12 protein-coding genes are annotated in these 13,670 nt (G+C 70.9%); 4 read left to right on the forward strand and 8 right to left on the reverse strand.

Features of this window, described 5'->3' with window-relative positions; genetic code table 11:
• Positions 1–33 precede the first annotated feature (33 nt).
• Complete coding sequence (locus tag ABFX50_RS29050; protein ID WP_346150641.1) at positions 34–759, reverse strand: metal-dependent hydrolase; 726 nt, start codon at positions 757–759, stop codon at positions 34–36.
• A gap of 307 nt (positions 760–1,066) precedes the next feature.
• Here ABFX50_RS29050 and ABFX50_RS29055 point away from each other — a divergent pair, with 307 nt between their 5' ends.
• Complete coding sequence (locus ABFX50_RS29055; protein WP_183646343.1) at positions 1,067–1,798, forward strand: PadR family transcriptional regulator; 732 nt, start codon at positions 1,067–1,069, stop codon at positions 1,796–1,798.
• A gap of 9 nt (positions 1,799–1,807) precedes the next feature.
• A complete protein-coding gene (locus ABFX50_RS29060) occupies positions 1,808–2,293 on the forward strand; it encodes a DUF1707 SHOCT-like domain-containing protein (RefSeq protein WP_346150643.1) in 486 nt (161 codons plus the stop codon).
• An 82-nt stretch (positions 2,294–2,375) separates the two neighbouring features.
• Here the strand turns inward: ABFX50_RS29060 and ABFX50_RS29065 are convergent, their stop codons facing one another.
• The 6 genes from ABFX50_RS29065 to ABFX50_RS29090 all read right to left on the reverse strand — a co-directional run bounded on the left by ABFX50_RS29065 (position 2,376) and on the right by ABFX50_RS29090 (position 10,718).
• Positions 2,376–3,821: a DHA2 family efflux MFS transporter permease subunit gene (locus ABFX50_RS29065; protein ID WP_346150645.1), complete on the reverse strand. Its 1,446-nt coding sequence runs from the start codon at positions 3,819–3,821 to the stop codon at positions 2,376–2,378.
• Positions 3,822–3,892: 71 nt separating this feature from the next.
• A complete protein-coding gene (locus tag ABFX50_RS29070) occupies positions 3,893–4,381 on the reverse strand; it encodes a MarR family winged helix-turn-helix transcriptional regulator (protein ID WP_346150647.1) in 489 nt (162 codons plus the stop codon).
• A gap of 61 nt (positions 4,382–4,442) precedes the next feature.
• Positions 4,443–5,843, reverse strand: coding sequence for a sugar porter family MFS transporter (locus ABFX50_RS29075; protein ID WP_346150649.1), 1,401 nt, complete (start codon positions 5,841–5,843; stop codon positions 4,443–4,445).
• A 57-nt stretch (positions 5,844–5,900) separates the two neighbouring features.
• Positions 5,901–8,393, reverse strand: coding sequence for a polynucleotide kinase-phosphatase (locus ABFX50_RS29080; protein ID WP_346150651.1), 2,493 nt, complete (start codon positions 8,391–8,393; stop codon positions 5,901–5,903).
• Positions 8,383–9,771, reverse strand: coding sequence for a 3' terminal RNA ribose 2'-O-methyltransferase Hen1 (locus ABFX50_RS29085; protein WP_346150653.1), 1,389 nt, complete (start codon positions 9,769–9,771; stop codon positions 8,383–8,385). Before ABFX50_RS29085 ends, ABFX50_RS29080 begins: the two co-directional genes overlap by 11 nt.
• A 41-nt stretch (positions 9,772–9,812) precedes the next feature.
• A complete protein-coding gene (locus tag ABFX50_RS29090) occupies positions 9,813–10,718 on the reverse strand; it encodes an LLM class F420-dependent oxidoreductase (RefSeq protein WP_346150655.1) in 906 nt (301 codons plus the stop codon).
• Between the two features lie 78 nt (positions 10,719–10,796).
• Between ABFX50_RS29090 and ABFX50_RS29095 the strand changes: the two genes are divergently transcribed.
• Entirely contained in the window at positions 10,797–11,810 is a 1,014-nt protein-coding gene (locus ABFX50_RS29095) for a glycoside hydrolase family 18 protein (protein ID WP_346150657.1), read from the forward strand.
• Positions 11,811–12,042: 232 nt separating this feature from the next.
• Positions 12,043–12,693, forward strand: coding sequence for a DUF1579 family protein (locus ABFX50_RS29100; RefSeq protein ID WP_346150659.1), 651 nt, complete (start codon positions 12,043–12,045; stop codon positions 12,691–12,693).
• Positions 12,694–12,754: 61 nt separating this feature from the next.
• On the opposite strand, the gene ABFX50_RS29105 is transcribed toward ABFX50_RS29100, so the two are convergent.
• On the reverse strand, positions 12,755–13,585 hold the full coding sequence (locus tag ABFX50_RS29105) for an SDR family NAD(P)-dependent oxidoreductase (RefSeq protein ID WP_346150660.1): 831 nt from the start codon (positions 13,583–13,585) through the stop codon (positions 12,755–12,757).
• Positions 13,586–13,670: the final 85 nt, after the last annotated feature.

Below are 13,670 nucleotides of genomic sequence, written 5' to 3' on the forward strand. Positions count from 1 at the left end.
ATCCGGCAAAGTATCTCGACATCAAGTTACCCGCTAGTACGCGAGACGCCAGAACAGGAGGCCGACAATCGCCACGGAAAGTACCGGCGCGAGAATCTTCTGCTCGAATTTCTTGCCGGTCTTGATGCCGATCTTCCACGGCAGCATGAACTTGTAAGCCATCGGCCACAGCACGGGACAGCCCCGCTCGGTCATGCAGTCGCCGACCACGTGGATGAGCGAGCCGATGCCGACCGCCAGCCCGAGCCACGCGTAGCCCACACCCAGCGACATGAACACGACGTAGAGCCCGGCGGTGAGCCCGATGTTGACCATCGCCGAGCCCATCTTGTTGCCGGGGATGCCGATGCCGATCGCGCGCAGGGACAGGCCGATGAGCAGGACGACCATGATGTCCCTGCCGATCGGATAGGTGCTGGCCAGGTAGTGCGCGCCAAACCCCGCCGCCACGGCGAAGGCCAGCGAGTGCGTGGCCCCCCTGTGCCCGCCCGACAGCCACGAGACCATCTTGCTGAGCAGCCAGGTCACGGGGCCGAAGGTCTGGGCGATGGTGGCGCTGGGGTGATCGAGGTCGGGCAGCATCGCCGCGCCCGCGCACACCAGCGCGCCCGCGATGAGTTCGGCGGGGGTCAGGGCGCCCGCCATGATGCCCGTCTCGATGAACCTGCTCGACTCGTTCACCAGCGGGAGCGCGGCGAAGACGGGCGCGAGGCCCAGCCAGGCGGCGGCTCCGGTCAGCGCGTGCGTGTGCCCCATCATGTCAAGATCACGCTACGTCATCGTAGAGCAAAGCGCGTGCGGGAGACGGGGACAAAAAAGACGAGGTCGCTACCGCGGCGACAGCACCCCCCAGCCCTGCCGACGCGGAACGACCTCGTCTGCTCTAGTTAACGGCCCCCGTCCCATCCATGTTCCCGAATTCCGCGACTTTTTCGTGATCTAGGTCACTCCGCGCCACTCCTCCACAGCTGTCCCGAAACCGGCCTTGCTTTCAGAATGTTAGCGATATATCTTTGAAGCATCGAGAGCGGTCGAAAGTCGATCGCGTAAGAACGGAGAACACACCATGAGTTCCGCACAGGCAATGGGCGGCGGCCAGTGGGCCGACCCCCGCGAGATGAAGAGGGCCGCCCGCGAGGCGTTCCGCATGATGGCCGGGGCGTGGCAGCACGGCGGCCATCACCACCAGAGGCAGGGACCGCCGCACGAGGGCGGCCCGCACGAACACCGGCAGCGAGGAAGAGGCAGGCCAGGCCCGTTCCCCTTCGAGTTCGGCAGAGGCCCTTGGGGCGGTCCTGGCGGGCCGTTCGGGCGTCACGGGTTCGGCGGCAGCGGCCGCAAGGCCAAGCGCGGCGACGTCCGCGCCGCCATCCTCGCCCTGCTCGCCGAGGAGCCGCGCAACGGCTACCAGGTCATCCAGGAGATCGCCGAGCGCAGCGAGGGCGGCTGGAAGCCCAGCCCCGGCGCCGTCTACCCGGCCCTCCAGCAGCTCACCGACGAGGGCCTGGTGATCGCCGAGGAGAACGAGGGCCGCAAGACCTTCCGCCTCACCGAGGCGGGGCAGGCCTACATCGCCGAGCATCCCGAAGAGGTCCGCGCGCCGTGGGACGCCATGCGCCCCGACATCGACGACAACTCGGCCGAGTTGATGGACATCGCCAAGCAGTCGGCTTTCGCGATGATGCAGATCCTGCACTCCGGCACGGAGGCACAGGTGCGCGAGGCCCGCAAGGCGCTGGTCGAGACGCGCCGCAAGCTCTACCAGATCCTGGCCGACGGCGACCCCGACGAGGAGTGACCTCCCGCCATGACCACAGGTGAAGAGCTGCGCATCGGCGACGCCGAGCGCGACGAGACGATGGCCGCTCTGCGCGAGCACTACGCGCAGGGCCGCCTGACCCGCGAGGAGCTCGACGAGCGTCTCGGCCTGGCCCTGACGGCGAAGACGGCGGGCGAGCTGACCCGCGTCTGCGCCGATCTGCCCGGTCCCGCTCGCCACTCCCCCGAGGAGTACGCCTACGGCTGGCCCGAGGCCATGGCAGCTCACCGCCACCACCTCGCGCAGCTGCGAGGGCGCCCGCACCACCTCCCCCGTGCCCGCTGGAGCCCGCACCACCACAGGCGCCACCACAGGGGTCCGGGGCCGATCGCGCCCTTCCTACTGCTCGCGCTGGTCATCGGCATCGCCGTCGGCGGATGGTCGGTGCTCAAGGTGCTGTTCTTCGTGTGGGTGGCCGCGATGGTGTTCGGTTTCGTCCACCGCCGCGCGCGTCCGCACCGGCTGCGCCCCTGACCACCGTCCCGCGCGGATCGCCGGCCCCGATCATCCGGGGCCGGCGGCGACGGCCGGCGCGGCATCCACCCGCGGAACGGATCTAGCCGAGGACGGCCGGCTCGGACGGGGCTGCCTGCCGGGCGGCGGGGTCGCGTTCGGCGGAGCGGAGCACGGCCAGCGCGACCACCAGGGCCGCCAGCAGCAGGCCCGCCGCGATGCCGAACGCCAGCCGGTAGCCGCCGGTCAGGGCCGCGGCCTGGGTCGCTCCCCCTGCCAGCAGCTCTCCGGTTCGGGAGGCGGCCATGGTGGACAGTACGGCCACGCCCAGCGCCATGCCGATCTGCTGCGTGGTGTTGAACAGCCCCGAGGCCAGCCCCGCGTCGTCGGCCCTGGCCGCGGACATGCCGAGCGTGGCCAGGGCGGGCAGCACCAGACCGCCGCCGGCGATCAGCAGCATGACCGGCAGCAGGTCGTGGACGTACGACGCCTGCACCGGCACCCTGGTGAGCCAGCCCATCGCGGCGAGCAGCAGGATCAGGCCCGCGACGAGGACGGCGCGCGCTCCGAAGCGGTTGTTGAGCCTGGCGGAGACGAACAGCGAGATGCCGCCGATCGCGACGGCCGCGGGCAGCATCGCCAGGCCGGTCTCGAGCGCGGTGTAGCCCAGGACCTTCTGCATGTAGAGCGCGACGAGGATCTGGAAGGCGAACATCGCCGACAGGCTCAGCATCTGGGCCAGGTTCGCGCCTGAGACGTTGCGGGAGCGGAAGACCCTCAGCGGCATGAGCGGGGCTGCGGCCTTGGCCTGCCGGACGAAGAAGCCGGCCAGCAGGACCAGCGACACCGCGCCGAGGCCCAGGGTGTGACCGGCGAGCCAGCCGTACTCCTCGATCTTGACGACGGTGTAGATGCCCAGCATCAGGCCGCCGGTGACCAGCGCGGCGCCGAGCGCGTCGGCGCCCGCCGCGAGCCCTGCGCCGCGGTCGGCCGGCAGGACGCGTACGGCCAGCGCGACGGTGGCCAGCCCGATGGGCAGGTTGATGAAGAAGATCCAGTGCCAGGACAGCGCGTCGGTCAGGACGCCGCCGAGCACCTGGCCGATGGAGGCTCCGGCGGCGCCGGTGAAGCTGAAGACGCCGATGGCCTTGACCCGCTCCCTCGGCTCGGTGAACAGCGTCACCAGGATGCCGAGCACCACCGCCGAGGCCATCGCGCTGCCCACACCCTGCAGGAAGCGGGCGGCGATCAGCAGGCCAGGCGTGGTGGCCGCGCCGGCGAGCAGGGACGCGGCGGTGAAGACCACGTTGCCGGCCAGGAAGACGGCCTTGCGGCCGATCAGGTCGCCCAGGCGTCCGGCAAGGAGCAGCAGTCCGCCGAACGGGATCAAGTAGGCGTTGACGGTCCAGCTCAGCTCGGCGGCCGTGAAGCCCAGGTCCTGCTGGATGGCCGGCATCGCGACGGTGACGATGCTGCCGTCAAGGATGGTCATCAGGCTCGCCGCCGACAGAACGATCAGCGCGAACCAGCGTGAGGGGGTGGGGGACATGGCCTCTCCTGTTCAGATGCGACAAGAGAGACCGTAGCAGATAGTTCCGTTACAGACGATCCTTGACGGGCCTACTTTTGGGACTGCCGGGCCCTGCGGGCGCCCTGACCGAGCTCCACCGGGGTCGACAGATGGCCCTCGACCAGCCGCTTCATCGCCCTGAGCAGCACCTCTCGCTCATCCTTCGGCAGGGCCTCCAGCGCGTCGCGATGCACGCCGTCGACGATCTGCTGGCTGCGCCTGGCGACCTCGGCGCCCTTCTCGGTGACCATGATGATCCGCGCCCGCCGGTCGGTGCTGGAGGGACGGCGCTCGGCCAGGCCCGCCTTCTCGAGGGCGTCGACCGTGACCACCATGGTCGTCTTGTCCATGTCGCCGATCTCGGCGAGCTGGATCTGCGTGCGCTCCTCCTCCAGGGCGTGGACGAGCACGCAGTGCATGCGCGGCGTCAGGCCGATCTCGGCCAGTTCGGCCGCCATTCTCGTGCGCAGCACATGACTGGTGTGGTCGAGCAGGAACGACAGGTCGGGCGCGGTGCGGCCGGGTGCCATGGCGGTCATGTCCCCAGCCTACTCAATCGTCCGCAAAGGGATTATCCGCAACGGCCTGGCCGCTGGGCGGCTACCCCATCTCCTCCAGCTTGCGGCCCCTGGTCTCCCTGACCCACCTGGTGACGAAGACGAACGACAGCGCGGCGAAGACGGCGTAGCCGAGGTAGGTCATCGACAGGTTCCACTCCGACAGCAAGGGGAACGTCTCGGTGATCAGCCAGTTGGCCAGCCACTGGGCGGCGGCCGCGACCGACAGCGCGATGGCCCTGATCCGGTTGGGGAACATCTCGCCCAGCAGGACCCAGACCACCACGCCCCAGGACAGGGCGAAGAACAGGACGAAGACGTTGGCGGCGACCAGCGCGATGGCGCCCTCGGGGTTGGGCAGGGTGACCCTGCCGCCCGCCTCGACGGCGGCGCTGAAGGCCCACGACGCGACGGCGAGCGAGATCGCCATGCCGGCCGAGCCGATGAGCAGCAGCGGCTTGCGTCCGATCTTGTCGACCAGGGCGATGGCGATGAAGGTGCCGATGATGTTGATGATCGAGCTGGAGAAGCTGATCAGCAGGGAGCTGCTCTGGCCGATGCCCACCGACTGCCACAGCACCGACGAGTAGTAGAAGATGACGTTGATGCCCACCAGCTGCTGGAAGACCGACAGGACGATGCCGATCCACACGATGGGCAGCAGGCCGAGGGCCGGCCCGCGCAGGTCGCGCAGCGTCTGACGCCGCTCGGTCCGCAGCACGCTCCTGATCTCGGCGATCCTGGCGTCGAGGTCGATGTCGTCGCCCTCGACCTCCGACAGCACCGTGCGCGCCTTGTCGTCCCTGCCGACGCCGACCAGGAAGCGCGGCGACTCGGGAATGACCGAGGCGAAGACGAAGTAGAGCGCGGCGGGCACGAAACAGGCCCCGAGCATCCACTGCCAGGCCTCGAGGCCCCACAGCCTGTTGTTGACGTCACCGTCGGCGACCTGGGCGATCAGGTAGTTGACCAGCTGTGAGACGGCGATGCCGAGCACGATGGCCAGCTGCTGGAAGGAGCCGAGCCGCCCCCTGTAGGCGGGCGGGGCGACCTCGGCGATGTAGGCGGGGCCGAGCACCGAGGCCATGCCGATCGCCATACCGGCCAGGACCCGCCACGCGGCCAGGTCCCAGGTGGCGAAGGGCAGCATCTGGCCGATGGAGCTGACCGCGAACAGCGCGGCGGCCAGCTGCATGGTCCTGGTGCGGCCCCAGCGGTCGGCCAGCCCTCCGGCGAACCAGGCGCCGACCGCCGAGCCGAGCAGCGCGATGGCCACGACGAACCCCGTCTGGCCGGGGCCCATGCCGAAGTGCTTCTGGATCCCGGTGACCGCGCCGTTGATGACGGAGCTGTCGTAGCCGAACAGGAACCCGCCGATCGCCGCCGCCGCCGTGATGAACACGACGTGCCCGAGGTGCTCCTCGTGCCCCTTCGTAGTCGCCATGAACTGGGGCTACCCTGACGATCTCCCCGTACGGCGGCGCATACGCAATCTTGACCGTCACAGGCGCGGATCGACCGGCTCCGACTCCATCGCCAGCACGGCGAAGACCGGTTCGTGGACCCGCCAGAGCGGGTCCCCGTCGGCCATCCTGGCCAGCGCCTCGAGGCCGAGCGCGTGCTCGCGCAGCGCCATGGAGCGCTTCTTGCCGAGGAAGCGACGGCGCAGCAGGTCGAGCGAGTCGGTGTAGTCCGGGCCGTAGATGATGCGCAGGTACTCGCGTCCGCGCACCTTCACCCCCGGCTGCACCCTTCCCCGCTGATGGACGGCGGGCTTGACGACCATGCCCTCGCCGCCCTGCCCCGTCAGCTCCTCCCACCACGCGACCGCCTTCTCGCGCGACTCGGCCGAGGTGAGGTCGACGAACAGGTGCCTGGTCGGCGTGATGATCGGGTCGTCGAGCAGCGCGAGGGTGTCGAGGTGCCAGGCGTGCGGTTCGAGCGCGGTGTTGCGTCCCTCGCAGGCCAGGATCTGGAACGGCGCCAGCCGTACTCCTTCGAGGCCGTTCACCGGCCAGCAGTAGCGCGCATACGCCTCGCGGAATCGGGCAGCGTTGTCCTGACGGCGGCGGGCGCGGTCCAGCAACTCGCTCACATCCAGCCCGCGTCCTGCCGCCGCCTCCAGCGCCGACGTGGCCGCGGGCAGCGCGGCGCCGGCCGCCGCGCCCACCGCGGCGTACTGCACGCGGATCAGCTCGCCCGCCTTGGCCGACCAGGGCAGCAGCTCGCAGTCGAGCGCCACCCAGTCCGAGCCGAGCGCCTCCCAGAGCGGCTCGCAGGCCGCGCGCAGCCGGGCCACCAGCGGGCCGAGGTCGTCGAAGAACGGACGGCCCGTCCGCGTGTAGACCGCTCCAGCCGAGCCGTCGGTGACGCCGAACCGCTCGGCGGCCACCTCGGGCGTCCTGGCCAGGACGGCGACCGCCCGCGAGCCCATGTGCTTCTCCTCGCACACGACCTCGGCCACGCCCTGGGCGGCGAACTCCTCGAACGCCTCGTGCGGGTGCTCCAGGTAGCCGTCGAGCTTCGAGGTCTCCGGCGGGGCCATGGTCGGCGGCAGGTAGACCAGCCAGCGGGGATCCACGGCGAACCTGCTCATCACCTCGAGCGCGGCCGCGGCGTTCTCCTCCATGACCTTGACCCTGGTGCCGAAGCGGGTCTCGATGTGCCTGGTGCCGCTCACGTCGCCGATGTCGAGCGTGACGGGGTCGCGGTAGCCGGGCGCCGACAGCGGCTTGACCGGCTCGTACCAGACCTTCTCCGCCGGCACCGAGACGATCTCGCGCGAGGGGTAGCGCAGGGCGGTCAGGCTGCCGCCGAAGACGCATCCGGTGTCGAGGCAGATCGTGTTGTTGATCCACTCGGGCTTGGTCGTCGGGGTGTGCCCGTAGACGACCATGGCGCGGCCCCTGTACTCCTGGGCCCACGGGTAGCGGACGGGCAGGCCGTACTCGTCGGTCTCGCCCGTGGTGTCGCCGTAGAGGGCGAACGCTCGTACCCTGCCGGAGGCGCGGCCGTGGTAGGCCTCCTTCAGCCCCGCGTGGGCGACGACCAGGCGCCCTTCGTCGAGCTGGTAGTGGCTGATGAGGCCGTCGAGGAAGGCGGTCGCCTCGCGGGTGAACTCCTCGGGCTCGGCGGCGAACTGCTCGAGCGACTGCTCCAGGCCGTGCGCGACCTTGACCTTGGCGCCCTTGAGCGCCCTGACCAGCTTCTCCTCGTGGTTGCCCCGCACGCAGACCGCGGTGCCCGCGGCGACCATGCCCATGACGAGCCTGACGACGCCCGGCGAGTCGGGCCCTCGGTCGACCAGGTCGCCGACGAAGACGGCCGTCCTGCCCTCGGGGTGGACGGCGCCGACCGCCCTGCCGTCCACGCGGGTCAGCTCCCAGCCCAGCTCGGTCAGCAGCGTCTCCAGCTCGGACCTGCAGCCGTGGATGTCGCCGATGAGGTCGAAGGGGCCGGTGAGGTCCTTCTTGTCGGTCCACGCCTTCTCGTAGGAGACGGTGGCGTTGTCGATCTCCTCGACGCCGCGCAGCACGTGGACCCTGCGGAAGCCGTCCCTGCTGATCTTGCCGAGGGAGCGGCGCAGGTCCTTGCGCTGGCGGATCACCACTCCCGCGCCGAAGTCGCGGTCGGGACGGCCCGCGTTGCGCTCGATCGCCACCTCCTCCGGCACGTCGAGCACGATCGCGTCGCACAGGACGTCGTGCTTCCTGGCCAGCGCGATGAGCTTCTGGCGCGCGGCGAACTGCACGCTGGTGGCGTCGACGACGGTCAGCAGGCCGCGTGAGAGCCTGGTCCCGACGATGTGGTCGAGCAGGTCGAAGGCGGCCTGGGTGGCCGACTGGTCGTTCTCGTCGTCGGAGACCAGGCCGCGGCAGAAGTCGGAGGAGATGACCTGGGTGGGCTTGAAGTGCCTGGCGGCGAAGGTCGACTTCCCGCTGCCGGAGACGCCGACGAGCACCACCAGCGACAGCTCCGGGATCCTAATGGTCACGGGTGAAGACTCCCATCTGGGTCGGAGCCCCGTGCTCGGGGTCCTCCTCGCCGATCGGCGTGAAGGCGACGCGGTAGCCGTACAGCTGGGCGGTCGCGGTGGCCCACGCGGTGAACTCCTCGCGGGTCCACTCGAAGCGGTGGTCGGGGTGGCGCATGCCGGTCAGGAACTCGTAGTGGACGTTGTACTCGGAGTTGGGGGTGGTCACGATCACGTGCACCGGCCTGGCCTGGCCGAACACCACCCGCTCGAGCGCCGCCAGCCTGGGCGGGTCGACGTGCTCGACGACCTCCATGAGGACCGCCGCGTCGTAGCCGGAGAAGCGCGGGTCGGTGTAGGTGAGCGCGCCCTGGAAGAGGGTGAGCCTGGCCCGCTTGGCGTCGGGCATCCGCTCCAGGCGCAGCTTGCGGGCGGCGATGGTCAGCGCCAGCGTGGAGACGTCCACGCCGGTGATCCTGGCGAACCTCGGCACGGCCAGCAGCGCGCCGATCAGCTGGCCCGACCCGCACCCCAGGTCGATGACGGAGGCCGCGCCCAGCTCCTCCAGCGTGCGCACGACAGCCTCGCGGCGCAGCGTGTTGAGCGGGACGGACCTCTCCTTCTCCTCCTCGATCCGGGGCTCGAGCGCCTCCTCGGTCTCGTCGCCCACCTCGGCGAGCCTGGCGAAGGCCGTACGCTCGAGGGCCCTGCGCCGCCCGAGGTAGCGCCGGGTGATCAGGGTGCGCTCGGGGTGGGCGGCCAGCCAGCCCTCGCCCGCGCGGATCAGCTTGTCGACCTCGTCGGGCGCGATCCAGTAGTGCTTGCCGTCGTCGAGCACGGGCAGCAGCACGTACAGGTGGTTGAGCGCGTCGGCCAGCCTGAGGCTGCCGCGCAGCCTCAGGCTCACGTACCGCGAGTCGCCCCACTCGGGGAAGTTCTCATCGAGCGGGACGGCCAGCGCCTCGCACTCCCAGCCGAGCGGCTCGAAGAGCCTGCGCGCCAGGTCGGGCCCTCCCCTGCAGGGCAGGGCGGGGATGGCGATCTCCAGCGGCAGCGCGCCCTCCGCCAGCTCGGGCCTGGCGTTGCAGCGGCCCGCCCTGGCGGTGCGGAAGACGTCGCCGAGCGCCACGGCCAGCAGCGAGGAGGCCGCGTAGGGCCTGTCGTTGACGTACTGGCCCAGGCTGAAGTCGGGCGAGTTCCTGCCTCGCGAGCGGACCAGCGCCACGGGGTCGACCTCGAGCATGAGCGCGGCGGTGCATCTGCTCTCGTCCGCCTCGGGGTAGAACACCCTGGCCGTGCCGAACGACTGGGAGAACTCCTGCACCCTGTCCGGATGCTTGTGCAGGAGGAACCCCAGGTCGGTGGCGGGCGTGGCGGTGGTCGAGATCGTCAGCAGCACGCGTCAAGTGTGCCGTAGGCCCGATAAGTACCGCCATGTCTTTACACGTGCGGGAGGATCTCGGCCGCGATCAGCTCCAGGTGGTCCAGATCGGACAGGTCGAGCACCTGGAGGTAGATCCGCTCCGCGCCCAGCTCGGCGAACCTGCCGATCTTGTCGAGCACCTCGGACGGGGTGCCCGCCAGGCCCTCCTCGCGCAGCCGCTCCACGCTGTTGCCGATCGCCGCCGCCCTGCGCTCCAGCTCGGCCTCGTCGGCGCCGACGCAGACGACCTGGGCCGCCGAGTAGACCAGCGGACGGCCCGCGGCCTGCCGTACGCGCTCGAACGCCTCGCCGGTCTGCTCGACGGAGTGGAAGGGGACGTTGTACTCGTCGGCGTACCTGGCGGCCATCCTCGGCGTCCGCTTGGCGCCCGTGCCGCCGATGATGATCGGGGGACGGGGCCGCTGGACGGGCTTGGGCAGGGCGGGCGAGTCGGCCAGCCGGTAGTAGGTGCCCTCGAAGGAGTAGTCCTTCTCGGCCTCCCACAACCCCGTGATGATCTCCAACTGCTCCTCCCAGCGGGCGAACCGCTCCCCCACCGGCGGGAACGGGATGCCGTAGGCGGTGTGCTCGCCGTCGAACCAGCCGGTGCCGAAGCCGAGCTCGACCCTGCCGCCGCTCATCTGGTCCACCTGCGCGACGCCGATGGCCAGCGGCCCCGGCAGGCGGAAGGTCGCGGGGGTGACCAGCGTGCCCAGCCTGATCCGCGAGGTCTCCCTGGCCAGGCCCGCCAGGGTGATCCACGCGTCGGTCGAGCCAGGCCCCTGGTCGCCGGATCCGATGCGCTGGTAGTGGTCGGAGCGGAAGAAGGCGTCGAAGCCGAGCCGTTCGGTGGCCTTCGCCACGGCGAGCAGGTCATCGTAGGTGGCGCCCTGCTGGGGCTCAGTGAAGATCCTTAGCTGCATCTGGCCATTATCCGGTCACATTCTCCCAACGACTGCTAGCGTTCACCATCGGTCATCGGGCTGACACGGTAGGTGATGATGGCGCGTCACAGGGAGCCAGGCACCCCGCCCCGTCCGCTGGTGGTGCTGGCAGGGCTGGGCCTCGCGGCGGTGACAGGGCTGGCGATCTGGTTCCTGCCCGCCCAGGCCACCCCCGACTGGTCGGCGCCCGGCCCCTCGCACGCGGCCAGGGTCTCGGCCGCCCCCTCGCCGTCCCCCTCCTCCTCGGCCGCCGAACCCGTGCCTTCGGGATTCGTGGCCTTCGTCGACACCGCGCGCACGCCACGGCTCGACCTGGCACAAGCCCTGCGCCGTACCGGCGTGCGCTGGTTCTCCCTCGGCAGGTTGATGGCGGGGCCAGGCGGGTGCGAGCCCACGTGGGCCGGCGGCCTCGCCTCCGGCCGCACCCCCTTCGCGGGCCGCGTCGCCGGCCTGCGCGCCGCGGGCGGTCAGGCAGGACTGCTGTTCGGCGGGCCCGACGGCCCGGAGGCGGCCGCCGCCTTCGCCGCCTTCGCCGCGCTGACCTCCGCCTACCGCGAGGTGATCGGCGCCTACGGCGCCCCCTTCGTGGAGTTCGAGGTGCGCGACAGCGCCGACCTGCCCGCCGTACGGCGCAGGGCCACGGCCGTGGCGGCGCTGCAGCGCGAGGGCGACCTCCTGGTGACCTACAGCGTGCCGCTCGGCCCCGAAGGGCTGGCCCCCGCCGACCTCGAGATGCTCAGGCAGACCACGGCGAAGGGAGCGCGCCTCACGACGGTCAACCTGCTGACGGCGATCGAGCCGCAGGCGGCGGGCGAGGGCCGGATGCGCAGGGTGGCCTCCTCGCTGAAGGCCGCGCATCGCCAGGTCGCCGAGGTCTTCCAGGTCGACTCGGCCGCGGCGTGGCGGCGCATGGCGCTGACCTCCGTGCTGGCAGGGCCCGACGACCTCAGCGCGCTCGACGCGCGCAAGCTCACGGTCTTCGCCGAGCGCGCGGGCATGGCGTGGAGGTCGGCGCGCGGCGTCCCGCCGTCCGCGCAGGTCGCCAGGGTGCTGTGGGGCGGCGGAACCTGAGCGCCGCGGCCGTAGGCCGTGACGGCGACCCGGGTCCGCGCGGCCACATCGCGGCCACATCGCGGTCAAGCGTCGTCGTGGGATGCAGGTTCGTGCACGATCTCTGCATCTTGTTCACCTTCTGCCGGATCCGACCCTCGACCATCCTTCCTGACTGACGGCACGCGAAGGCGGCTCGCTCTCCGCGCCCTGCCTACCCGCCGCGCTTCACGCTCACGGAACGGACGTCATCATGCTCAGGAAGATCTCGCTGACAGCGGCCTCCGCCGTCGTCGTTCTCGCCACCGTCGGGGCGCCGGTGGCGTCCGCGGGTGCGGTCACGGACAGGCCTGCCGCCCTCGCGCAGCGCGCGCAGGCGGCGGCACCCGCCGACAACCTGGCCCCCGGCCCGTACCACCGCACGCTCGACCCCCTGGTCGGCACCTGGAAGGCGGTCAAGTACAACTACATCCTCGGGACCGGCGGCAAGCCGATCGTCTCCCGGGACATGACCGTGCGGGTGCGCTGGATCAGCAAGACCGGCGGCCGGTTCCTTGAGGAGAAGACCGAGGGGACCCTCGGCGACAGGGCGTACTACCGGCTCGGCGTCCTGGGCTTCTCCCCCATCGACCGGCGCTACGAGTGGACCACCTTCGACAGCGTCACACCGACGGCGATGACCTACCGCGGCGCCCCGGTCAGCGACAAGACCTCGGTGCTCTCCATTCCCGGCGAGTTCACCGACCCCGGTGTCCTCGGCCCCGACTATCTCGGCGAGACCATCCCCATGCGGACCGTGATCACCGTCAGGTCGAAGAACCGGCACACGTTCGACCTCTACTTCACCCCGCCGGGCCAGCCCGAGCGTCTCGTCGACAGGGTCGTCTACACCCGCAAGCTCTAGGGGAGCCCTTCGGGTCCGAGCAGCTTCGAGCAGGTCAGGAGCCGGAGAGGGGGGCGCGTGGTCACGGCCAGGACAGCACGCGGCCGAACCGCACCAGCTCCCCGTAGAGGGCCGGGTCCGCCTCAGGCGCGAGCGCCAGCTCGACCAGCGCCACCGCCGCCTGCTCGGGCGTCTGCGCCCCCGTCATGTCGAACCACGGCCGCGACGACGCCGTGTCGATCATCCCGGGGCAGACCGCCACGAGCAGGCGGTCGTGCGCGAGATCCTCGGCGCGGCGCTGTCTGGCGAGCGTCCGTACGGCGGCGACCTGGCCCACCTTCGAGGGGATGTTGATGAACGCGGGCCAGCCCTCGTCGCCCGCCCGCCCCGTGAGCACGGCATCGCGCCACGCCAGCAGCGTGGCGTCGAGCTCGTCCAGCGTCGCCGCCTCGTCGAACGGGCGACGCAGCGGCTCGGGCAGTTCGCGCAGCCGTCCGAGGCTGCTGGAGACGACGACGAAGCGCCCGCCCCGGCGGAGGACGGGCAGGAACGCCCGCAGCATCCGGGTGGTGCCGAGGTTGTTGGCGTCCACGTAGGGCTCGATCACCTCGGCGGGCACGTCCTGCGGCACCGTCCTGAGGTAGTGGTTGGAGAAGACGATGTCCACGCCGCCGTGCTCGTCACGCAGCCGTCCGGCCAGCGCGGCGACGGCCTGGCCGTCGCGTACGTCCAGCAGGCAGGTCCTGACCTCGGCCTTGGCCTCCGTCACCTGCTCCCGTGCCCGCGCCACGCGCCCGGCGTCGCGTCCGGTGAGGTAGACGACGTCGTCGGGGCCGAGCCGTCGAGCGAGCCCCTCCACCAACGCGAAACCGAGCCCCTGGTTGGCGCCCGTCACAACTGCGATCTTGGACATGTCCGCACCGTATGCGGGGGGCGGCTCGTGCGACAAACGACGATCGCGCACACCTGCGATGCCCGCCACGCATGGGACGTCGGCC

Source organism: Nonomuraea recticatena, from assembly GCF_039533245.1.
In the GTDB taxonomy this organism is placed as follows: Bacteria; Actinomycetota; Actinomycetes; order Streptosporangiales; family Streptosporangiaceae; genus Nonomuraea; species Nonomuraea roseola.

Excerpts from the sequence above, each read along its gene's own strand:
- ABFX50_RS29050 (WP_346150641.1), bottom strand. The coding sequence starts at position 759 with ATGATGGGGCACACGCACGCGCTGACCGGAGCCGCCGCCTGGCTGGGC.
- ABFX50_RS29055 (WP_183646343.1), top strand. The coding sequence starts at position 1,067 with ATGAGTTCCGCACAGGCAATGGGCGGCGGCCAGTGGGCCGACCCCCGC.
- ABFX50_RS29060 (WP_346150643.1), top strand. The coding sequence starts at position 1,808 with ATGACCACAGGTGAAGAGCTGCGCATCGGCGACGCCGAGCGCGACGAG.
- ABFX50_RS29065 (WP_346150645.1), bottom strand. The coding sequence starts at position 3,821 with ATGTCCCCCACCCCCTCACGCTGGTTCGCGCTGATCGTTCTGTCGGCG.
- ABFX50_RS29070 (WP_346150647.1), bottom strand. The coding sequence starts at position 4,381 with ATGACCGCCATGGCACCCGGCCGCACCGCGCCCGACCTGTCGTTCCTG.
- ABFX50_RS29075 (WP_346150649.1), bottom strand. The coding sequence starts at position 5,843 with ATGGCGACTACGAAGGGGCACGAGGAGCACCTCGGGCACGTCGTGTTC.
- ABFX50_RS29090 (WP_346150655.1), bottom strand. The coding sequence starts at position 10,718 with ATGCAGCTAAGGATCTTCACTGAGCCCCAGCAGGGCGCCACCTACGAT.
- ABFX50_RS29095 (WP_346150657.1), top strand. The coding sequence starts at position 10,797 with ATGGCGCGTCACAGGGAGCCAGGCACCCCGCCCCGTCCGCTGGTGGTG.
- ABFX50_RS29100 (WP_346150659.1), top strand. The coding sequence starts at position 12,043 with ATGCTCAGGAAGATCTCGCTGACAGCGGCCTCCGCCGTCGTCGTTCTC.
- ABFX50_RS29105 (WP_346150660.1), bottom strand. The coding sequence starts at position 13,585 with ATGTCCAAGATCGCAGTTGTGACGGGCGCCAACCAGGGGCTCGGTTTC.